General features: G+C 63.7%; 20 protein-coding genes and 1 riboswitch. Of the genes, 11 read left to right on the forward strand and 9 right to left on the reverse strand.

The genetic code is table 11. From position 1 onward, the window contains the following. Positions 1 to 15 precede the first annotated feature (15 nt). Positions 16 to 567: an RNA polymerase sigma factor gene (locus tag ACIQH5_RS07315; protein WP_400401622.1), complete on the forward strand. Its 552-nt coding sequence runs from the start codon at positions 16 to 18 to the stop codon at positions 565 to 567. Then, positions 564 to 1,433, forward strand: coding sequence for a hypothetical protein (locus tag ACIQH5_RS07320; protein WP_400401624.1), 870 nt, complete (start codon positions 564 to 566; stop codon positions 1,431 to 1,433). The genes ACIQH5_RS07315 and ACIQH5_RS07320 overlap by 4 nt, the downstream gene beginning before the upstream one ends. A 138-nt stretch (positions 1,434 to 1,571) precedes the next feature. On the opposite strand, the gene ald is transcribed toward ACIQH5_RS07320, so the two are convergent. Continuing rightward, positions 1,572 to 2,690: an alanine dehydrogenase gene (ald, locus tag ACIQH5_RS07325; RefSeq protein WP_400401626.1), complete on the reverse strand. Its 1,119-nt coding sequence runs from the start codon at positions 2,688 to 2,690 to the stop codon at positions 1,572 to 1,574. A 210-nt stretch (positions 2,691 to 2,900) separates the two neighbouring features. Here ald and ACIQH5_RS07330 point away from each other — a divergent pair, with 210 nt between their 5' ends. Then, positions 2,901 to 4,115, forward strand: coding sequence for a PucR family transcriptional regulator (locus tag ACIQH5_RS07330; RefSeq protein WP_400401628.1), 1,215 nt, complete (start codon positions 2,901 to 2,903; stop codon positions 4,113 to 4,115). A gap of 231 nt (positions 4,116 to 4,346) precedes the next feature. On the opposite strand, the gene ACIQH5_RS07335 is transcribed toward ACIQH5_RS07330, so the two are convergent. Beyond that, on the reverse strand, positions 4,347 to 5,663 hold the full coding sequence (locus ACIQH5_RS07335; protein WP_400401630.1) for a hypothetical protein: 1,317 nt from the start codon (positions 5,661 to 5,663) through the stop codon (positions 4,347 to 4,349). Between the two features lie 2 nt (positions 5,664 to 5,665). After that, positions 5,666 to 5,812, reverse strand: a riboswitch (cyclic di-AMP (ydaO/yuaA leader). A gap of 129 nt (positions 5,813 to 5,941) precedes the next feature. Next, positions 5,942 to 6,175 carry a hypothetical protein gene (locus ACIQH5_RS07340; RefSeq protein ID WP_400401632.1) on the reverse strand — a complete coding sequence of 78 codons (234 nt, stop codon included), beginning with the start codon at positions 6,173 to 6,175 and terminating at the stop codon, positions 5,942 to 5,944. Between the two features lie 45 nt (positions 6,176 to 6,220). Between ACIQH5_RS07340 and ACIQH5_RS07345 the strand changes: the two genes are divergently transcribed. Continuing rightward, the gene (locus tag ACIQH5_RS07345) at positions 6,221 to 7,291 is read left to right on the forward strand and encodes an ATP-dependent DNA ligase (protein ID WP_400401634.1); all 1,071 of its coding nucleotides are present in this window, start codon (positions 6,221 to 6,223) and stop codon (positions 7,289 to 7,291) included. A 61-nt stretch (positions 7,292 to 7,352) separates the two neighbouring features. Here the strand turns inward: ACIQH5_RS07345 and ACIQH5_RS07350 are convergent, their stop codons facing one another. From ACIQH5_RS07350 to ptsP, 6 genes are all read right to left on the reverse strand, one after another. Then, positions 7,353 to 7,616 (reverse strand): DUF6480 family protein, encoded by a 264-nt coding sequence (locus tag ACIQH5_RS07350; RefSeq protein WP_024818537.1) that lies wholly within the window; start codon positions 7,614 to 7,616, stop codon positions 7,353 to 7,355. 113 nt (positions 7,617 to 7,729) lie between these two features. Further along, complete coding sequence (locus ACIQH5_RS07355; protein ID WP_400401636.1) at positions 7,730 to 8,539, reverse strand: alpha/beta fold hydrolase; 810 nt, start codon at positions 8,537 to 8,539, stop codon at positions 7,730 to 7,732. Beyond that, the gene (locus ACIQH5_RS07360) at positions 8,536 to 9,201 is read right to left on the reverse strand and encodes a maleylpyruvate isomerase family mycothiol-dependent enzyme (RefSeq protein WP_400401638.1); all 666 of its coding nucleotides are present in this window, start codon (positions 9,199 to 9,201) and stop codon (positions 8,536 to 8,538) included. The genes ACIQH5_RS07355 and ACIQH5_RS07360 overlap by 4 nt, the downstream gene beginning before the upstream one ends. 17 nt (positions 9,202 to 9,218) lie before the next feature. Further along, positions 9,219 to 9,641, reverse strand: coding sequence for a helix-turn-helix domain-containing protein (locus ACIQH5_RS07365; protein ID WP_400401640.1), 423 nt, complete (start codon positions 9,639 to 9,641; stop codon positions 9,219 to 9,221). Positions 9,642 to 9,783: 142 nt separating this feature from the next. After that, on the reverse strand, positions 9,784 to 10,062 hold the full coding sequence (locus ACIQH5_RS07370; protein WP_089596564.1) for an HPr family phosphocarrier protein: 279 nt from the start codon (positions 10,060 to 10,062) through the stop codon (positions 9,784 to 9,786). 30 nt (positions 10,063 to 10,092) lie between these two features. After that, a complete protein-coding gene (ptsP, locus tag ACIQH5_RS07375; protein WP_400401642.1) occupies positions 10,093 to 11,793 on the reverse strand; it encodes a phosphoenolpyruvate--protein phosphotransferase in 1,701 nt (566 codons plus the stop codon). Positions 11,794 to 11,922: 129 nt separating this feature from the next. Between ptsP and ACIQH5_RS07380 the strand changes: the two genes are divergently transcribed. The 7 genes from ACIQH5_RS07380 (at position 11,923) to ACIQH5_RS07410 (ending at position 19,900) form a co-directional block, all read left to right on the forward strand. After that, on the forward strand, positions 11,923 to 12,645 hold the full coding sequence (locus ACIQH5_RS07380; RefSeq protein WP_014923084.1) for a TetR/AcrR family transcriptional regulator: 723 nt from the start codon (positions 11,923 to 11,925) through the stop codon (positions 12,643 to 12,645). Positions 12,646 to 12,709: 64 nt separating this feature from the next. Next, positions 12,710 to 14,773, forward strand: coding sequence for a PTS mannitol transporter subunit IICBA (locus tag ACIQH5_RS07385; RefSeq protein ID WP_400401644.1), 2,064 nt, complete (start codon positions 12,710 to 12,712; stop codon positions 14,771 to 14,773). Next, positions 14,773 to 15,921 (forward strand): mannitol-1-phosphate 5-dehydrogenase, encoded by a 1,149-nt coding sequence (locus tag ACIQH5_RS07390; RefSeq protein ID WP_400401646.1) that lies wholly within the window; start codon positions 14,773 to 14,775, stop codon positions 15,919 to 15,921. The genes ACIQH5_RS07385 and ACIQH5_RS07390 overlap by 1 nt, the downstream gene beginning before the upstream one ends. A gap of 171 nt (positions 15,922 to 16,092) precedes the next feature. Continuing rightward, positions 16,093 to 17,043, forward strand: a complete 951-nt coding sequence (locus ACIQH5_RS07395) for a siderophore ABC transporter substrate-binding protein (RefSeq protein ID WP_400401648.1) — start codon at positions 16,093 to 16,095, stop codon at positions 17,041 to 17,043. A gap of 26 nt (positions 17,044 to 17,069) precedes the next feature. Next, positions 17,070 to 18,077 (forward strand): ABC transporter permease, encoded by a 1,008-nt coding sequence (locus tag ACIQH5_RS07400; RefSeq protein ID WP_400401650.1) that lies wholly within the window; start codon positions 17,070 to 17,072, stop codon positions 18,075 to 18,077. After that, a complete protein-coding gene (locus ACIQH5_RS07405) occupies positions 18,070 to 19,116 on the forward strand; it encodes an iron chelate uptake ABC transporter family permease subunit (RefSeq protein WP_400401652.1) in 1,047 nt (348 codons plus the stop codon). The genes ACIQH5_RS07400 and ACIQH5_RS07405 overlap by 8 nt, the downstream gene beginning before the upstream one ends. A gap of 25 nt (positions 19,117 to 19,141) precedes the next feature. Beyond that, the gene (locus tag ACIQH5_RS07410; protein WP_400401654.1) at positions 19,142 to 19,900 is read left to right on the forward strand and encodes an ABC transporter ATP-binding protein; all 759 of its coding nucleotides are present in this window, start codon (positions 19,142 to 19,144) and stop codon (positions 19,898 to 19,900) included. Positions 19,901 to 20,096: the final 196 nt, after the last annotated feature.

Raw genomic sequence — 20,096 nt, forward strand, 5'->3', positions numbered from 1 at the left:
CGGGGGCATCCACGGGTGCTTAACCCTTTGGCTGATGAATACGTGCAGGCGGATCAGGACGATCCCGGCCTGCTCTTCACGGCTGCCTACAATAAGTTCGCCGGACCGGTCTTTGGCTACCTCCGGGCCCGCGGCGTAGACGACCCCGAAGCCGTGACGCAGGACGTTTTCCTGGCCCTGTATCCAAAGCTGGAAACGCTCCACGGCGGCCTTCAAGGGGCGAAGACATTGCTGTTCTCCATAGCGCATGCTCGGATGGTGGACCACTATCGCAAGCGCGAACGAACGCCCGATTCCACGCCATATGAAGCGGACCTGGACGCGCGGCGGTCACCATCGGCCGAAGACCAAGCCTTCGGACGTGGCGCAGGTTTGGGCGTCACCGAAATTTTGGAGGACCTGCCCGAGGATTATCGGGAGGTCCTGGCACTCCGGATCGTCGCCGATGTTTCGGTGGAAGACACTGCGGCGATCATGGGCAAGTCCCAGGGCGCCGTCAAACAACTACAGCGCAGGGCATTGGGTGCATTGAAGAAGCGTGCACTACTAAGGAACGGCACATCATGAGCGAACAATTTGCGCCTCGCGCACGCCGCGATCAGCAGGCTATCGACCACCTGCTGGCAGACTCCGGCCTCTCCGGCGACGACGCCCTCCGCACCGAACTTCTCGAGCTCCGATCACTGGCCAGCACTGCCCCTTTGCCGTCCGACGCAGTCCGCGCGCTCATGGTCAGCGCCCCGGTAACTGCCACCCAGCAGCTCACTGCCACCCAGCAACTCACTGCCACCCAGCAACTCACGACGACGGATGGACCGTCCGCGTCGTCGGGTGCACCGACGGCGGTACTCGCCACTGTTGCCCCCGTGGACGAACCTCCCGTGGACGAACTTGCCGCCCGGCGTCGTCAGAAGCGCCGTACGGCCATCGCAGGCCTTGCCGTTGCCGTGTCCTTGGCTGGCGGAGCTACCGCTGCCGCCGCGTCAGAGGGCGGATTGCCCGGTGCTTTCCAGCACTTTGGAGCAGCAATCGGTTCGGTGGTCTCGCAACTGAATCCCGGTTCCGGCAGCGCTCCCCAGCCCGTTGCCCCTGCTGGAACCACCCCCGCGCCGGTACCTGTCCCCGAAGCGCCGCAGCAAGGTCCTGCCACTGTTCAACCCGAGCCCGCGCCGGCCGCACCCGGCAGTCCTGCCGTTGCCGATCCTCAGCCGCAGCCCGGCGTCGAACCGTCGCAGCGCACACCCAAGGCGCCGTCGCACCAGGAGCCCGGACACGGCGTCATCCCCACGCCTCCGGCGTTGCCCGTGACCCCGCCGGGGATCGACCCCTCCGCGATCGATCCTGCAAAGGTCGATCCTTCAAAGCTTGGCCCCTCGGGCATACCTGTGCCGGTTCCGTCGGAGCTGATTCCCGAACTCCCCGCCAGGCCCTAACCGCCACCCCGCGAGTTGGCACTTGGTGACAATGTTTACGCCAAACATTGTCACTAAGTGCCAACTCGGCGCGCGTTAAACCACGACGGCGGGGTGCGGCTTCTCGTGGAAGCCGCACCCCGCCGCGAGAGGTCCTCGCTACGCGGAAACCAGCGTGTGCCAGTCGGTAACCAGGGGCAGGTTGTGCGCCTCGGAAACGGAGTGGTGTGCCACGTGGCCTGCAGCGATGTTGAGGCCTGAAGCCAGTGCGGGGTCACGGTCGAAGGCGGCCTTGACGCCCAGGTTGGCCAGGGCCACGGCGTAGCGCAGGGTGACGTTGGTCAGTGCGTACGTGGAGGTGTTCGGAACAGCGCCAGGCATGTTGGCAACGCAGTAGAAGATCGAGTTGTGGACCTTGTACGTCGGTTCCTGGTGGGTGGTGGGGTGCGTGTCCTCGAAGCAGCCGCCCTGGTCCACTGCGATGTCCACCAGGACCGAGCCCGGCTTCATGCGGGCAACCAGATCGTTGGTGACCAGCTTGGGTGCTTTGGCGCCCGGGATCAGGACGGAGCCGATCACGAGATCTGCGTCGATAACTGACTTCTCGATCTCGTAGGCGTTGGAGGCAACGGTCTTCAGGCGGCCCTGGTAGAGGGCATCGAGTTCGCGCAGCCGGTTGATGTTGATGTCCATGATGGTGACATCAGCACCGAGACCCAGCGCCATGGCAGCGGCATTGGTTCCCGCAACGCCGGCGCCGAGGACAACAACCTTGGCCGGACGGACGCCCGGTACGCCGCCCAGAAGGACGCCCTTGCCGCCGGCCGGAGCCATCAGCGAGGAAGCGCCCACAACTACGGAGAGGCGGCCCGCGACCTCGGACATCGGGGCGAGCAGGGGAAGGGTGCGGCCTTCCTGTACGGTTTCGTAGGCGATGGCCGTGACGCCTGAGTTGATGAGCTCTGCGGTGAGCTCGGGCTCTGCGGCGAGGTGCAGGTAGGTGAAGAGGATCAGGCCCTTGCGGAAGCGGTGGTACTCGGCCGCGATGGGTTCCTTGACCTTCATGACCATGTCCGCGCGGCCCCAGACGTCGTCGGCTTCGTTGACGATTTCGGCGCCGGCGATCGAGTATTCCTCGTCGGTGATGCCCGAGCCGAGGCCTGCGCCGCGCTCAACCAGAACGGTGTGTCCGTGGGTGCGGAACTCGTGGACGCCGGCGGCCGTGATGGCTACGCGGAACTCGTTGTTCTTGATTTCTTTGGGGACACCGATGATCATCTGTGGGCTCCATCGTTAGCGGCCTCTTCGGCCGAAAAGTGTGTTGCGGGCTGTGATTCCAGAATAAATCCGGCTGTGAGGCAGGCGACATGGACTCAGGACCGCCCACAGACGCAAACCCTGTGAATACAAGGATCTTGGCCGGGTGAGCTCGACATTTGTCGAGCACTGAAGCGTCAAGTGTCGCCTGCTGTTGGTACGCTTTGGAGGATGCAGCAGGACGTGGAACAGATCGTTGAACGGGTGGCCTTGAAGCTGGGCCGCGGGCTGTCCCTGGAAGACCTCGACGGCGTTCTGCTCGCCTACAGCTCCAATCAATCCCACGCCGACCGGGTCCGCGTGAACTTCCTTCTGAGCAAGCGGGTTCCCAGCGACGTCAGCGCCTGGCAGCTTGCTCACGGCATCTCCACTGCCGTGCGTCCCGTGGTGGTTCCCGCCAACGACGAACTCGGCATGTTGGGCCGCGTCTGCGTGCCACTCCTGGTCCGGGGCTTCCGTGTGGGGTACTTGTGGGTGCAGCTGGACCTTGAAGAACAGAGTGCGACGGCGATACTCGCCGAGCTGCCCGGCGTGCGTGACGAGCTGGATCTGTTGGCGGGCTTGCTCCTGGATTCCAACACGGCCGAATCGGAGTTTCGGAGAAGGCGTGAGCAGGAGTTCCTGTCAGCCTGCGGCGGCGAATCGAACGCCGTGGCCGCTGTGGCAGGCTGGAAGGAAATCCAAGGCCGCGGTCCGTGGCAACTGGTGACCATCCTCGACCCCGACGGCGCGAGGTCCGACGTCGACCCCATTGCCGCTACCCTGACGCATCGATCTGCGGCACTGCAGTCCACCATCGGCGTCAACGCGGCCCTGTTCAGCGCGGGAACGGAGACGCATTCGGTGGTCCTGTTCCGCGAGTCGGGCGGCCGGGCGGACCACGCCCAGGTGCTGGTGCACTACCAACTGGAGCTCGCGAAACGCGCAGGCCGCAAGGTGGACAGGGTGATCCTGGGAATCAGTGAGCCCTTCCAAGTCATCCGGCAGGTATCGGGCGCCTATCGGCAATCCAAGGTTGCTGCGCAAGCTGCATCGGTGGATCAGCCCCTGGGGGAGCTCGTGGATAGCCGGGCTGTTGGTGTGTATCAACTTTTTGATCGTCTGGTGGCACCGGGCGGGTGGGATGACACGGGATCGGTGCATTTCCGGGCACTTGAGGATCACGATAAGAACGGTGAGCTCCTGCCTGTCCTGGAACTGCTCTATGACAACGACGGCTCAGTTCAGGATGTCGCCGCCAAGCTTCACCTCCACAGGAGCAGCATTTACAACCGGCTCGGGCGGATCCGCCAGCTCATCGGTGCTGATCCGTTGAGTGGCGCGATCCGGCTCGAATTGCATGCCGCACTGAAGGCGCGCCGCTGGGCAGGGCGGCCGCGCATCTAAGGCCCTAAGCTCGCCCACATTACTACCGACTTAAACACCAGGAGGCGAGCACCCGGCCGGGTGCCCGCCTCCTCTTGTAAGTGCTCTGAAGGTATGTGGCGTTGCCTTAGGAGCGCCGCAAACGCTGACAACTCCAGCGTCCCATCCGCCGACGGAACGTGGCAGTCCGGCTGCTGCTGCAGTACCGGCTATGCCACCCCACGTGGGTGGAGGTTCGGGGCAGGCGCGTGCTCAACCGAGGACCTTCTGTGCCGCATCCAGGATGTCCTGAAGCGCCGACTCACTGGTTTGCGGTGCCGATGCGGCGGTCGGCTTTCCCGGCTTCGGCTTGGACGTCGGCGTTGCAGTATCCGTGGGCGTCGGAGTCGGTGTGGGAGTGCCAGTGGGGGTCGGCGTTGGCGTGGGAGTGACGGTTGGTGTCGGCGCAGGCGGTGTGGTGATGGTATCCGAGGGCACCTCGCTCGGCGCGGGTGCCGGCTGGCTGGGGGCGGGGGTGGCCGCACCGGGAACAGACGGGACTGCGGACGGCGCTGCTGACGGAACCCATACCGGGTCAGCGAGCGAAACTTGAGGGGTGGGAGCCGACGACGCCGGCACTGCCTCGGGTGCCTGGGCGACCGTCGCGGGCTGGCCGGCTTCCGAGGTCGCACTTGCCCCTGATGGCGTCGAGGCTGATGGAGATGACGCCGTGGTGTAGGAAGCCTTGGGCCCGGGCGACGCCGAACCTGAGCTGCGAGCATGGCCCCCGCTGGCTTCCTGCGCAGGGGTTTCCTGGCCGAAGAACGGAAGATCAAGGGCCGGTCCCAAAGCACCGGCTGTCAGTACCAGGCCAAAGGCGCCTGCGACCACGGCCATGCGCTGGCTCATGTGTTTGACCGAGGCTGCTTTTCGCAGGACGGTTTGTGGTTCACGACTAATAGAGGACGTGGAGCCGAAGCCGGACTTGGTGGGTGCAGCTGCCTGCTTCCGGGCATCCTTACGGCTTGCCAGCGATGCCGAGGCTGTTGCAGCAGCGGCAACCTGCGCCGGGGACTTGCCGCGCGGGGACTCAGCGGGTTCCGGCGTGCTCGCGGTTTCATCGAGGGCAGAGACCACGGGGATGGCCGCAGTTACGGGTTCCTGTGGTGCAGGCTGCACCAATGGAATAGCTGCCGTTGCGGGTTCCCGGGAGCTGTCATCCCGCGAATCTGCTTTCATGCCCGGCGGCACGATGGGAATGGCAGCAGTAGGGGGTCCCGGTGTGGTGGACTTCGGAGCTGCCGATGACTCAGGCGCAATCACAGCCTGAGCAGCGCGCTCACGTTCGGCCGCACGAAGTTCCGCACGTGTTGCGGGGGTCGCGATGGTGGGCGTGGCCGCCTTGGCGGGCTCCGGCGTCGTGCTTGTGCCTTCCAAATTTTCGGGGCGTGCCGGGTTCTGCGGCGAATCGGCGGAATCCGCCGGTGTGTTGTCAAGGAATCCGCTGGGTTGGGCCCGACGGCGTCCGGTTGGCTTGGTGCGCCCGTCCTCAGTGTGGGGGCGGCGCGGCTGATCCATGGTTGGGGACATGGTGGTTGCCTCTCAACGCCTTCGAGGTTAGCTGTCGGGTTCGGACGAGGCCGTCCGGCCGCCTGAGCGGCTTCACCCCAAGGACTTGGATACCAAGCCCGGGAACTCTGGGTCCCCCGCCTCTGCCGCGGGTCTGGCGGATCCCGGATTGCGGCAGAGCTCGGCGTCAATCCGGAAGCGGCCCAGCGGAGATATGGGTCGCCTTACGACGGTACATGAGCTGGAAAGTAAAGTCACATTAATGTAACGGGCGGTAGGCCTGACCAAGCGACAGGGTTCTATGACTTAGGCTTCGGGGCCGGTGCTGGAGCCGGCAACTCATGCTGAATCTTCTGGATCTGCACGGCCTGGTGTGTTTCCGGACGGAAGATTTCGTCGGCCACTCCCAGCATTCCGCCGGTGGCTCCGCGACGAACGTTCCCACGGTTGTTGTGCCGTGAGGACCAGTACCAAAGTCCCGCCACCAGGGCCGGGACGCCAAGTACCGCCGCCAACACGAGCAAGATATCCATGGCCTAACACTAGCTTCGCGCTGCACCGGCAGGTAGACATTGTCTATGGACCTGCCTGTGATGCCACCCGTCTCGCCCATGCTCGCCAAATCTGTTCCGACCATCCCTGATGTTGGGCATTACGAGCCCAAGTGGGACGGATTCCGGACCATCGTCTTCAAAGACGGTGATGAGATCATTCTGGGAAGCCGCAACGAGAAGCCGATGACGCGCTACTTCCCGGAAGTGGTTGAGGCGCTGCGAAAGAACCTTCCGGACAAATGCGTGCTCGACGGCGAGATCGTCCTGATCGAGGGCAATCGGCTCGAATTCGAGGTGCTTCAGCAGCGGATTCATCCCGCCGACAGCCGGGTGAGGATGCTCGCTGAGAAGACTCCGGCGTCCATGGTTGCGTTCGACATCCTTGCCCTTGGCGAGGAGAACCTGATGGCCAAACCGTTCTCCGAGCGCCGTGGCATCCTGGAACGCGCGCTCGCCAAAGCCGAGCCCCCTGTCTATGTGACTCCTGCGGTGAACGATCTTGAACGGGCGCAGGAGTGGTTCGTGCAGTTGGAAGGGGCGGGACTGGACGGCGTGCTATCCAAGCCGCTCGATGGCGCCTACCAGCCCAACAAGCGCGTGATGTTCAAGACGAAGCACGAGCGCACGGCGGATTGCGTCGTGGCGGGATTCCGCTGGCATAAGACCGCGAAAGTTGTGGGCTCAATGCTGCTTGGCCTCCACGATGACACCGGCCGCCTGCATCATGTGGGAGTGGTGGCATCGTTCCCCATGGCTAAGCGGGAGGCCTTGGTGGCAGAGCTTGAGCCGTACCAGATTGAACTCGGCGAGCACCCGTGGGGTGAGTGGGCCAAACAGGACGAGACTGCCGGAGGTTCGCGCATGCCCGGCGCCCAAAGCCGGTGGAGCGGGGGCAAGGATTTCTCCTTCGTACCCCTTCGCCCCGAACTCGTGATCGAAGTGGCGTACGACTATATGGAGGGGGACAGGTTCCGGCACACCACGCAGTTCCGCAGGTGGCGGCCGGACAGGACCCCTGAGAGCTGCACGTACTCTCAGTTGGAAGAGCCCGCTGCGTACGATCTCGGGGAGATCCTGAAGCTGCCCAACGCCTAGAACGTTGCGAACCCGCTGCTACGTCGCTGGCCAGCAACGTAACAGCGGGTTGGCAGCGGAGTTACTCCTCGTGCCCTTGGTCGCTGCTCATGCTGCCTTCCGCGGGCGGGGTTTCGCCCGGAGGCACTCCGCCGCCGGGCTCCAACCCTGTGACGTTGCCGTCCAGCGGGTCCGGGTTGGCGGAAGCTGCGGGGTCCTCGTCTTCGTCCTGGCGCATATCGGGATCGTCGTGGATGCTATCGGCATCAGAGGTCGTGTCGTAGGGTCCTGTGGCGCCCGTGGCACCGAAGCCCTGGGTCTCTTCATTCGAGTCTTTGTCAGTCACGATCAGCCCTTTCGTAAGCAAACTTACTAATACGCTTGCTTCGTCAGCCTAGCCGGGACCAGCCCACCCGACAAGCGGCACCCAAACCAGGCGCCGGCGTCGTGCTTCAGTGCTTAGCGGTGGGGAGTCGTGGCAGTGACGAAGCTCCGGATGGCATCCGCCACAGCCTTCGGTCTCATGTGTTGCGCCACGTGCCCGACGCCCGGAATCTCCACCAAACGCCCCTGCGCCACTGTCCTGGACAACCGCAGCGACCAATCCGGGCCCGCCACCTGATCGCGGCTACCGCGCAGCACCAGCACCGGCACGCCGACGCCCGCCAGCCGCTCTTCCGTCCGGTACGCCATCATGGCGCGAAGCTCGGCGAGATACCAGCGCGGCCCACACCGAAAGTAGTCCGAGGTGACGATCCAGTTGGACGACGGGCTCTCGCGGAGCAGCCCGTCCAGGAGTAGCGCCAGGGACTGCCGGCCAATGTTCTTGTGCCGCGAGTCCACTACCGGCCCCATCAGGACCAACTGCCTGATCTGCTCCGGAGAATGCAAAGCTGCTTCAATGGCGAACTGCGCTCCCATGGAATGACCCACCAACACATAGGAATCGATGCCACACGACGTGAGGGCTTCGGCTATGAATACGCCGTACTCCTCCACGGAGAGCTGATGGCCGGGCTTGGGCGTCCCGCCGAATCCGGGCAGGTCCAGCGAGTACGTCGGCGCGCTCGCAGCCAGGACTGCGTGCAGCCGCGCCATGTAGCGGTGGGATACGCCAATCCCATGGATCAAGATGTACGCGGGCTCGTTCCGGGGTTCAGCGGCCGGTTCAGGCGCGGGCGTGCCCTCTGCCCAGAGGATCCGTCCGGTCAGTCCCGCAGCGTGGACGTCAGCAGAACGCAAACCTGGGGTCTTGCCTGGCGCGCTCACGGGTTGACCAAACGCTGCAGGAACACCGGGGCGCCAGGTCCGCGCACTTCATCCCGACCGATCGGCCGCCCGGAAACCGCCAGCAGCAGGGCGATGGCGGTCCCCTCAACTGCCGGGCCAGTGCCGTGGTGGAACGGGGTGTCAGTGGCTACCAGGCTCCAGCCCTCCGCGATCTCCTTGCCGCCACCCATTTTGGTGGTGGTCCTGACCTGGTAGTTGAGTGCGGTGGCTACATGCTCGGCGGGGTAGTCGCGGCGGATGCCCAGCGGGCGCCTGATGTCCTCGCCATGAACGAAGGCCTCAACCAGGCGGGTGGCCAGGCTCGCCGGCGGGGTGGAGGTCCGCGAAAGCACAGCCCGCAGCCCGTTCAACGTCTGCGCGGGGTCAGCGGTTTTTTCGCGCCCGACCCCTACGGCGTTATCCCGGTCAAAGTCCATGCGGGAAGCAATCATCCGGCGAATGAAGGTCACCCGCGTGGTCTTGGCACTGTCAATCACATGGGCCAGGACGTCATGAATATCCCACCCGGCACACAGCGACGGGGTGTGCCATTGCTCGGCCGGCAGCGGCTCCAGATCCTGCAACAGGGCACGGCGTTCGTGGTGCACCACGGGCCAGACAATCGACGGGGAACGTGAAGGCATACCGCTATTCAACAGCATGCCCGGTTTTGGGGAGCTTAGGGTGTCGCGTCGTTCTCTTCCGCGTGGCTGTCAGCTTCCTCAGCATCGGCCTGCTTCTTCTTCTGTTTTTCCAGCCAAGCCATGATGGCAGCCTGCCGGATCCTTCGATGCGTTCCGCGGTACTCCACCGGGATTTCGCCGCGATCTGTCATGTTGCGCAGATAGGTGTGGGAGATGCCCGCGAGCTCCGCGGCCTGCGAGGTGGTGAGCATTTCCTCCACGCTGCTGACCGTCACGGTTTCGCCTCGGCTCAGTCTGGCCAAGAGGTCGACGACGGCGTCCCTCGCCTCGTTCGGCAGGCGGTGGACCGTGCCGTCCACGAACACGGTGATGTCGTTGCTGTCCTGGAGGGAGCGCGCCAGATTCCGGGCGTCGTCGGGGGGAAGGCCGGCTGTTGCGCGGGGAGCTATCAATGCCATGGCAGAAGCCTAGCCTGATGCCCGCCCGTGTCCGGCGTGCCCCGTGTTCCTGAGCTAGCGCGGCGGATTTCGGGGGTTCCCTGCTGAACATGCCGTGCGCACGGCACTGCTGGCAGGGAACCCCCGTAGTGGCCACGAGAAACTACTCCGCGTCCAGGTCCGTCTCCAGCAGCTTCACCAGTGCGTCCAGCGCAGCGTCGGCACCGTCGCCCTCGGCCCGCAGCACAACAACGTCGCCCTTAGCGGCGCCGAGCGTCATGAGCGAAAGGATGCTGGCGGCGTCGAGCGCGTCATCGGCGGGTTCGCCTTGCATGGCAATGGTGACCTCCACGGGCTGCTCGCCGGCTGCCTCGGCGAACAAGGCGGCGGGGCGGGCATGCAGGCCGGAGCGGCTGGCGATGGTGGCTGTGCGTTCGGGCATGGATTTCTCCTAAAAGTCGGAAGCGAAAAGTTAGAGGCCGAGTTCTTCGAGGACGGGGAGTTTGGCGCGCACCCAATCGCGGGCCTCAAGGGCGCTGGGAGCGGAGAGCGCCAGAGTAGCCAGTTCCTGCGCCTGCTCCAGCGTCACCGTTTTCAGGACGGTCCCGACGGCGGCCAGGGAGCGTGCGGTCATGGACAGTGTGGTGACGCCCAGTCCGGTCAGTACGACGGCGAGGGCCGGGTCAGCGGCTGCCTCACCACAGACGCCCACGGGCTTGGGGTCGCCTTCGCGGCCGGAGCCTTCCTGTGCCGCGCCTTCCACGGTGAGCTGCACGAGACGGAGAACGGCGGGCTGCCACGGTGTGTTGAGTTCGGCGAGGGGTCCGAGCTGACGGTCGGCGGCCATGGCGTACTGGGTGAGGTCGTTGGTGCCCAGGGAGGCGAACCCGACTTCGCGCAGGACGGTGGCGGCAGTCAACGCAGCAGAGGGAACTTCCACCATCACGCCCGGCGTCTGGATTCCGGCGGCAGCGCAGAGGGAGGCGAAGCGGCCGGCTTCGGCAGCGGTGGAGATCATGGGAGCCATGACCCACACGTCGGCGTCGGATTCCGAGGCTGCCCGCGCGATGGCTTCGAGCTGGCGCTCCAACACACCGGGCGTGGTGAAGTCGGTGCGGTAGCCGCGAACGCCCAGTGCAGGGTTGGGTTCGGTGGCATCGGTGAGGAACGGCAGGGGCTTATCGGCGCCGGCATCCAGGGTACGGAGGACAACCTTCTTGCCCGGGAACGCATCAAACACGGCCTTGTAGGCTGCGGCTTGCTCGTCCACAGAGGGCTCGGTGTCCCGTTCCAGGAAGCAGAACTCGGTGCGGAACAGACCAACACCCTGGGCGCCCAAAGCGGCAGCTGCCACGGCGTCCTTGGCGCCGCCAACGTTGGCGAGAAGCGGCACCAGGTGGCCGTCCGCCGTCGTGCCGTTGCCGTCGAATTCGGCGAGCGTCGCGGAGGTTTCCGCCCACGCCGTCGCTGCAGCGCGCTGCTCCTCAGAGGGTGAAACAGCGACGAACCCAGCCGCGCCGTCCACGTAGACCTCGGAGCCGTCGGCCACGGAGTCAACGCCGTGCGCGGCAACAACAGCGGGCAAACCGAGCGAGCGGGCAATGATGGCCGTGTGCGACTGCGGGCCGCCGCCGGAAGTCACCAGTGCCAGGACCACCGCGGGATTCAGCGTCGCAGTATCGGCCGGGGCGAGGTCTTCGGCCACCAGGATGAAGGGCGTGTCCGAGGCAGGAATACCGGGAGCAGGGACGCCACGGAGCTCGGCCACAATGCGGGCGCGGACATCCAGGACATCGGTGGCGCGCTCGGCCATATAGCCGCCCAGGTTGTGCAGCATTTCGGAGACGGACGCGCCGGCTTCCCAAATGGCCCGCTCGGCAGAGGAACCGGCGTTGATCAGCTTGGCCGCCGATTTCAGGAGCATGGTGTCCTTGGCCATGAGCGCAGTGGCCTCAAGGACGGCCTTGCCGTCGCCCGACGCGGTGTCCGCGCGACCCTTGAGCTCGTCATGGACCGCCTGCGCTGCCGCTTTCAAGCCCGCGACGGCGTCTTCCGCACTAACGTCCGCGCCCAAACGCTCTCCCGACGGCGGCTCACTCACCGGCTTGGGCATCTGGCGGACGGAACCAATGATGCGGCCAGGGCTTACCCCTACTCCTTGGAAATTCTGCACTGAATCCTCTGTTCCTGCTTGTTGGTTCAGGCCCGCCGGCGACGGCACCGGGAGCCTCGAAAACTAGCCTACAAAATTCCTTTGTGAGCCACTTCATATAGCAACGCTATAGGTGCTAGGGTAGCGGTTATGAGTTTCGATGACCAGCTTCCGCCCAAAATTCGGTTGCTTCGCGCAGCTGCCGAATTGCTGGCGAATTCGGAGGGGTCAGCGGTCTCAACGCGCCAGATCACCAAGCTTGCCGGGGTCACGGCGCCTACGCTCTACCACCACTTTGGCGACAAAGAAGGTCTGTTCGACGCCGTCGTATCAGCCGGATTTGAAGAATACGTGGCAGGCGAGCGGGATTTCGCACCGTCCGGGGAGCCCTTGGAAGACGTCCGGCGGATGTGGGATAACCACGTCCAGTTCGGGCTGAGCCAACCCCATCTGTATCTGGTGATGTTCGGCAACATCAGACCGGAAAGCCGCCCGGCAATCGTGGCCGATGCTGAAGCGCTTCTGGAAGAGATGCTGAACAAGGCCGCTATCTCCGGTCAGATCAATGTGCCGCCCCGCGAAGCGGCACGCAGCATTCTGGCGGCCAACGTGGGCGTCACGCTCATGCTGATCGCAGAACCGGTGGAAGAAAGGAACCTCGAGCTCTCAACGATGACCCGGGATTCCATGATTTTTGCTGTCTCCACGGACACCGCCCGTGGCGCCGCAGCGGACGACTCCGGTAAGTCGTCCGTGGTTGTTGCGGCAATCGCCCTGAATGCGGCACTGCAGGCCTCACATTCGGACCAACTTTCCAGCTCTGAATTGAAGCTTTTCCTCGAGTGGCTTCATCGCATTTCCAGCAGCTCCTAAGGCTGTTCTCTCGATCTATATCGACTGACCCCGCGCCGCAGCGGGACACACGTTAGGAATTCACATGGCAACAGAGACCGTTGCGAAGCCCCGCACCAGCGCACGCGTTGGTGTTCAAAAGTTCGGAACATTCCTGTCCGGCATGATCATGCCCAACATTGGCGCCTTCATCGCCTGGGGCCTCATCACTGCCCTGTTCATTGAAAAGGGCTGGATTCCAGTCGCTGAACTGGGCGGTTTTGGTACCGACGCCGAGGGCAAGCCAAATGTGGGCATCGTTGGCCCCATGGTCACGTACCTCCTTCCAATCCTGATCGCTTACACGGGCGGTCGGATGGTCTATGACGTCAGGGGCGGTGTTGTAGGCGCCATTGCCACCATGGGCGTGATTGCGGGTACGGACTCTCCCATGTTTATCGGCGCCATGATCATGGGCCCGCTGGGCGCCTGGACCATGAAGCAGATCGACCGCCTCTGGGACGGCAAGATTCGTCCGGGCTTTGAGATGCTGGTCAATAACTTCTCCGCCGGTATTTGGGGCGCAGCGTTGGCGTTGGGCGGCTTCTACGGTCTTTCGTACCTGGTTAAGTGGTTCACGGACCGCGCCGGGGAGGTAGTGGAGTTCCTGGTCAACAACGGCCTGTTGCCGCTGACCAGCATTTTCATTGAGCCCGCCAAGGTCCTCTTCCTCAACAACGCCATCAACCACGGTGTGCTCACCCCGCTGGGTATTCAGCAGTCGCTGGAACAAGGCAAGTCCATCCTGTTCCTGCTCGAAGCCAACCCTGGCCCCGGCTTGGGCATCCTTCTGGCCTACATGTTCTTCGGCCGTGGTGCTGCCAAGGCCTCAGCGCCGGGCGCAGCGATCATCCACTTCCTCGGCGGCATCCACGAGATCTACTTCCCGTACGTCCTGATGAAGCCCATCCTCATCCTCGCTGCGATTGGCGGCGGCATGACCGGCATCGCCACCATGGCCATCACCAATTCCGGGTTGGTAGCTCCTGCGGCGCCGGGTTCCATCATCGCCGTGCTGGCGCAGACCTCGCGTGACAGTTACGTCGGCGTGATCCTGGCAGTCATCCTGGCTACGGCCGTGTCCTTCCTCATCGCTGCGGTCATCCTGCGTACGTCCAAGAACAAGGGCGATGACGACCTTTCCGCAGCTACCTCCCGTATGGAAGCCATGAAGGGCAAGAAGAGCTCCGTCTCTTCAGCCCTGACCGGCGAGTCCAGCAGCGCCACACCTGGCACTGTCCTGACCCGCCCGGTCAAGAACATCGTGTTCGCTTGCGACGCCGGCATGGGTTCCAGCGCCATGGGTGCCTCGGTCCTGCGCAACAAGATCAAGGCTGCCGGTTTCCCGGACGTCAAGGTCACCAACTCGGCCATCGCCAACCTCAACGACAACTATGACGTTGTGGTCACTCACCAGGACCTGACCGAACGCGCCCAGCCGAGGACGGCCAGCGCCGTTCACTACTCGGTGGACAACTTCATGAACAGCCCGCGGTACGAGGAAATCGTCGAGTTGGTCCGGAGCAGCAACACTGAAGGCGCGGTTTCAGAGGCTGGCACGACGGCGACCCCCGCCGCCGGTACACAGCCCGCCGCAGCTGCCGCAACAGCAGCCCCCACCCATGGTGCGCATGCAGCCGAGCCGGCTACCGCCGTCGACGGTCAAGCCGCCGAAGGTAAAGGTGTCCTGCTCCGCGAAAGCGTGATCCTGAACGGCACATCCCGTGACCGTGACGCAGCGATCGACGAAGCCGGAAAGCTCCTGCTGGACCGCGGTGCCGTTGACGTCAGCTACGTTCATGCCATGCACGAGCGCGAGGAATCCGTGTCCACCTACATGGGCAGCTTCCTGGCGATCCCGCACGGCACCAACGATGCCAAGGAACACATCAACCACTCGGCAGTGTCCATCATCCGCTACCCCGAAGGCATTGACTGGGGCGGCAAGCAAGTGAAGTTTGTGGTGGGCGTGGCCGGTATTAACAACGAGCACCTCCATATCCTGTCCTCGATCGCCAAGATCTTCACCAACAAGGCGCAGGTTGCCCAGTTGGAGGAAGCAACCACGGTTGATGAAGTGTTGGAGCTGTTCGGAAAGGTCAACTCATAGTGAAGGCAGTCCATTTTGGGGCAGGCAACATCGGGCGTGGCTTCGTGGGGCTGCTGCTCCACGAGGCCGGCTATGAGGTGGTGTTCGCGGACGTAGCGGACGCCCTCATCAGCCAGCTCGCCGAGGCAAGCAGCTACGACGTGCACGAGGTAGGCGAAAACCCGGCGGTCAAGACTGTCACCGGCTTCCGGGCCCTCAACTCCGCGTCGCAGGAAGCCGCTGTTGTTGAGGAAATTTCGACGGCGGATGTGGTCACCACGGCTGTTGGGCCGCACATCCTGAAGTTCGTGGCCCCGGTGATCGCCCGTGGGTTGGCAGCGCGCCCCGCGGACTTGCCGCCCCTCCAGGTGATGGCCTGCGAGAACGCCATCAACGCCACGGATATCCTGCACTCGGAGATCCTGGCAGCCTGGGACGACTCCGCCGGCGACCTGGACGCCGTCGCGGTTTTTGCCAACACGGCTGTGGACCGCATTGTCCCCAACCAGGCGCCGGGTCAGGGCCTGGATGTCACGGTGGAGACGTTCTTCGAGTGGGTCATTGATCGGACTCCATTCGGCGGCAACGCGCCGGTGATTCCCGGGGCTACCTTCGTGGATGAGCTGGGCCCGTACATCGAGCGCAAGCTGTTCACGGTGAACACCGGCCACGCTTCGGCGGCGTACTTCGGTTACCAGGCCGGCCTGGAGAAGATCTCCGATGCCATGGCTGATCCCTCCGTGGCGGCGAAGGTCCGGGCTGTGCTGGAGGAAACCAAGGAGCTGTTGGTGGCCAAGCACGGATTCGTGGAGGCCGAGCAGGAAGCATACGTGCAGAAGATCCTGTCCCGCTTCACCAACCCGCACCTGCCGGACACCGTGAACCGTGTGGGCCGCGCGCCCTTGCGGAAACTCGGCCGGCACGAGCGCTTCGTTGGTCCAGCGGCCGAGCTTGCTGAGCGTGGGGTCACTCCTGTGGCACTCCTTGAAGCTATGTCGGCCGCCCTTCGCTTTGACGACGGTGCCGACGACGAAGCCGTAGAGCTCGCAAGGATGTTGTCCGAGCTGGACGCGGCTGCCGCCGTCGAACGCATTACGGAACTGACGCCGACGCACCCGCTGTTTCCCGCTCTGCAGAAGCTTGTGGAGGACCGGCAAGCCGAAGCGTAAGCACGCCGACTGATTGTCACAAAGGCTCTCCAGCGGGAGAAAAACCAGTGAGTTCGCTCACTTTCACCCGCTGGAGGGCCTTTCGGTTTTGAAGTTAGCCTCACCTTACTAATAGAGTCAAAGCGCAATTAGGCAACACATCTATGACTTATTAGTGAGTGGAGTACCGGCGTGAAAAAGAGGCTGTCGAGCTACATTGGGGCACTGGCTGCAGGCGCTGCCTTGCTGACCGTTACGGCGTGTGGAGGCGGCGCCACCGCGTCCTCGCAGCCGGAAGAGGCAAGCACCATCACCATCGAGCACGCACAGGGCTCCACCTCCAACGTCCCCGTGAACCCGGCCAAGGTTGTCACGTTCGACCTCGGCGTCCTCGACACCATGAGCGCGCTCGGCGTCGAGCCCACCGGCGTTCCCGAAGCCAGCTACCCGGAGGCGCTGAAGAAGTTCTCCGAAGCCAAGTACGCCAAGGTTGGCTCACTCAAGGAACCCGACTTCGAAGCTGTCAGCTCCGCCGCTCCGGACCTCATCATCATCTCCGGCCGCACCTCCGGGGCCTACGAAGAGCTGAGCAAGATCGCTCCCACCATCGACCTCTCCGTGGACGCTGCAAAGCCCATGGAAAGCTTCAAGGCCCAGACGGAGAAGCTCGGAAAGATCTTCAAGAAGGAAGACGAAGTCGCCTCCAAGCTCGCAGAGGTGGACAAGACGGTTGCCGACACCAAGGCCAAGGCAGCTACGGCCGGCAAGGGCTTGATCGTCCTCACCTCCGGCGGCGAAGTCACCGCTTACGGCGCCGGCTCCCGCTTCGGCATCATCCATGACGTCCTGGGCGTTCCGACGGCCGCTGAGGTCAAGTCCGAAGGCGCCCACGGCGAGGCCGTTTCCTTCGAATACATCAAGGAAACCAACCCGGACATCCTCTACGTCATCAACCGCGACACCGCAATCGGCACTGCCGGCTCCACGGCAAACCCCATCCTGGACAACGAGCTCGTGAAGTCCACCAACGCCGCCAAGAACAACAAGATCGTCAACCTCGATCCCGCCGGCTGGTACATCGTGGGCTACGGTCTGAACAACGTCCAGGCCATGGTCACCGCAGTGGCCGGCTCCGTCGCCTGACAGCCCGCATTACCTGAAATCCTGACGTGACAACTACAGCCGTGCGTCCCACGGCCGCAGCAAGCCGCAACCGGACTGGCGAAACCGCCCGCCTGGTTGCGGCTGCTGCCGTTGTGCTGGTGATCGCCGTGGGCAGCATTTTCGTAGGCGTCAGCGATGTTTCGCTGCCGGCGTTGTTGGCGAACGACGCCGGGGCCTGGGAAATCTTTTGGGTCTCCCGGGTGCCACGCACCTTGGCTGTGGTGCTGGCCGGGATGGCCGTTGCCGTTGCCGGTCTGATCATGCAACTCATGGCCCGCAACCGCTTTGTGGAGCCCTCCACCGTGGGAACAGTGGAATCAGCGACCCTCGGAATCCTGGTAGTGACAGTGCTGGCCCCGGAGTCTCCGATCCTCACCAGGATGCTGGTGGCTTCCGTGTTCGCCGTGCTGGGAACCGCGCTCTTCTTAGCGATCCTGCGCCGCCTCCCTGCCCGCAACACCCTGCTCATCCCGCTGGTGGGCATCATGCTGGGCGGCGTGATTGCTGCAGTCACCACATTCTTTGCCTACCGCTTCGACCTCCTCCAGACGCTCAGTAACTGGATGATCGGCGACTTCTCCGGAGTGCTGCGCGGCCGGTACGAGCTGCTGTGGATCGTCGCCGTCCTGGTCCTCGTGGGCCTCTTTGCCGCCGACCGCTTCACGGTGGCTGGCATGGGACAGGACTTCACCACCAACCTGGGCCTCAACTATGCACGCACCATGCGGCTGGGTCTGATGATCGTTTCCTTGATCTCGGCCGTTGTTGTGACCACCGTGGGTGCTGTGCCGTTCCTTGGCCTGGTGGTTCCCAACATCGTTTCCTTATTGTTCGGCGACAACCTGCGCCGGGCCGTGCCGTGGACCGCGCTTTTTGGGGCGGCGTTCGTGCTGGTTTGCGACATCATTGGCCGGACCATCCGATTCCCTTATGAAGTGCCCGTGGGCATGGTCATGTCCGTTGTGGGCGCCATCCTGTTCCTCTTCCTGCTTTTGAGGAAACGCAATGCCTGAAACTCCTGTGTCCACGGCGCCCGCCGCCGCTCCCGTTTCCCCCGGAAAGCGCTGGTCCATGCCAGGTAGGTGGCGCGATGCCATCCGCAGCACCCCACCGGGACTGGTGATCGGCATCCTGGCGATTGCCGCCGTCGTGCTTGTTGCTGTTTTCCTGACGATCGACCTCAAGGGAAACATCGCCTACATCCTGCCGCGCCGGGCCATCAAGGTGTCCGCCATGCTGTTGGTGGCCGTGGCGGTGGGAGTGTCCACGCTGCTGTTCCAGACCGTGACGGCCAACCGGATCCTGACACCGTCCATCATGGGCTTCGACTCGCTGTACATTCTGGTGCAGACGGCCCTGGCGTTCGTGGCCGGTGCCGCCACGCTGGCCACGGCGCCGTCAACGCTGAAGTTCGGGCTGGAGATCCTGCTGATGGTTGGCTTCAGCGCGTTCCTGTACCGCTGGATGTTCACCGGAGCCACACGCTCGCTGCACCTGCTGTTGCTCGTCGGGATCGTCCTGGGAACCCTGTTTCGCGGCTTTTCCTCGCTCCTGCAGCGGCTGATGGAACCCAGCGAATTCATCATTCTGCAGGACTTGTTCTTCGCCAGCTTCAACAACGTGGATCCGGGCCTGCTGGGTGTTTCCGCCGTGCTGGTGGCCCTGGTATGCGTCGGCGTGTGGCGCACGAGGCACACCCTGGACGTCCTGGCGCTGGGCCGCGAAGTGGCCATCAACGTAGGCGTCGACCACAAGCGCGTGGTGATGCGGGTTTTGCTTGCGTGCTCGCTGCTGGTGGCAATTTCCACAGCGCTGGTGGGTCCGGTGACGTTCTTCGGGCTCTTGGTTGTGAGCCTCGGATACCAGCTCTGCCGCGGGTTCCGGCATGCCTGGCTGCTGCCGATGGTGGTACTCATCGGTGCGATTGCGCTGGTGGGCGGTCAGTTGCTCCTGGAGCGCGTGTTCGGTTTCGCCACTGCCCTGAGCGTGATTATCGAATTCACTGGCGGCATCCTCTTCCTTTACCTGTTGCTGAAAGGCTCACTGAAATGACCGCTGCAATGAGCGGAGTCCGCCCATGATTACTGTCCGCAACGTGACAAAGCGCTACGGTGGCACCACCGTGCTGGACGACGTCAGCTGCGAGATCCCCCGCGGCGGCATCACGTCCATCATTGGCCCCAACGGCGCCGGCAAGTCCACACTGCTCTCCCTGATCAGCCGCCTGCAGCCCATGGACGCAGGGGGAGTATCCGTGGCCGGCTTGGATGTCACAGCGACACCCAGCAGGGAACTGGCCAAGACCATGGCCATCCTTCGGCAGGAAAACCACCTGACCATGCGGTTGACCGTTCGCGATCTTGTGGCGTTTGGGCGCTTCCCGCACAGTGGTGGCCGGCCAACAGTTCAGGATCTTGAGCACGTTGACGAAGCCATCCGGCAGCTGGACCTCACCTCCATGGCGGACAAGTTCGTGGATGAGCTCTCCGGTGGCCAGCGCCAGCGTGCCTACATTGCCATGGTCCTGGCCCAGGACACCGAGTACCTGTTGCTCGACGAGCCCCTGAACAACCTGGACATGAAGCATTCCGTGGAAATGATGCGACTGTTGCGGCGCTTGGCCGACGAACTCGGGAAGACCATTGTCCTGGTGGTCCACGACATCAACTTCGCATCCTGCTACTCGGACACCATCCTGGCCATGAAAGACGGCCGCCTCATCCATCAGGGCACTCCCTCGGACATCATGCGTGCGGGAATGCTGTACGACGTCTACGACATCGATATCCGCATTGAGGAAATCGACGGCAACCGCATAGGTGTCTACTTCGCCTGACACTCATCGGCTCCTGTTCCGGAGTTATCAACATATGGCTACGGGCGGAAAAGTCGACGTCACGTTTACGGGACCGCCCTCACTAGATAAGAGAAAGAGAGCGAACGCTCACTTTTTCAAACCTGAGTTGTCCCGCCCTTGCGCACCCTGTTGTGTGCACCCCGGGCGGTGTGGCCCGGGACTAGCGAGGGAGCTA

This window comes from Paenarthrobacter sp. NPDC091711 (assembly GCF_044756605.1).
Lineage (GTDB): Bacteria > Actinomycetota > Actinomycetes > Actinomycetales > Micrococcaceae > Arthrobacter.

What these genes read in the sequence shown, in the direction of transcription:
- ACIQH5_RS07320 (WP_400401624.1), top strand. Translation starts at nt 564, where the DNA reads ATGAGCGAACAATTTGCGCCTCGCGCACGCCGCGATCAGCAGGCTATC.
- ald (WP_400401626.1), bottom strand. Translation starts at nt 2,690, where the DNA reads ATGATCATCGGTGTCCCCAAAGAAATCAAGAACAACGAGTTCCGCGTA.
- ACIQH5_RS07330 (WP_400401628.1), top strand. Translation starts at nt 2,901, where the DNA reads ATGCAGCAGGACGTGGAACAGATCGTTGAACGGGTGGCCTTGAAGCTG.
- ACIQH5_RS07335 (WP_400401630.1), bottom strand. Translation starts at nt 5,663, where the DNA reads ATGTCCCCAACCATGGATCAGCCGCGCCGCCCCCACACTGAGGACGGG.
- ACIQH5_RS07340 (WP_400401632.1), bottom strand. Translation starts at nt 6,175, where the DNA reads ATGGATATCTTGCTCGTGTTGGCGGCGGTACTTGGCGTCCCGGCCCTG.
- ACIQH5_RS07345 (WP_400401634.1), top strand. Translation starts at nt 6,221, where the DNA reads ATGGACCTGCCTGTGATGCCACCCGTCTCGCCCATGCTCGCCAAATCT.
- ACIQH5_RS07360 (WP_400401638.1), bottom strand. Translation starts at nt 9,201, where the DNA reads ATGCTGTTGAATAGCGGTATGCCTTCACGTTCCCCGTCGATTGTCTGG.
- ACIQH5_RS07365 (WP_400401640.1), bottom strand. Translation starts at nt 9,641, where the DNA reads ATGGCATTGATAGCTCCCCGCGCAACAGCCGGCCTTCCCCCCGACGAC.
- ACIQH5_RS07370 (WP_089596564.1), bottom strand. Translation starts at nt 10,062, where the DNA reads ATGCCCGAACGCACAGCCACCATCGCCAGCCGCTCCGGCCTGCATGCC.
- ACIQH5_RS07380 (WP_014923084.1), top strand. Translation starts at nt 11,923, where the DNA reads ATGAGTTTCGATGACCAGCTTCCGCCCAAAATTCGGTTGCTTCGCGCA.
- ACIQH5_RS07385 (WP_400401644.1), top strand. Translation starts at nt 12,710, where the DNA reads ATGGCAACAGAGACCGTTGCGAAGCCCCGCACCAGCGCACGCGTTGGT.
- ACIQH5_RS07405 (WP_400401652.1), top strand. Translation starts at nt 18,070, where the DNA reads ATGCCTGAAACTCCTGTGTCCACGGCGCCCGCCGCCGCTCCCGTTTCC.
- ACIQH5_RS07410 (WP_400401654.1), top strand. Translation starts at nt 19,142, where the DNA reads ATGATTACTGTCCGCAACGTGACAAAGCGCTACGGTGGCACCACCGTG.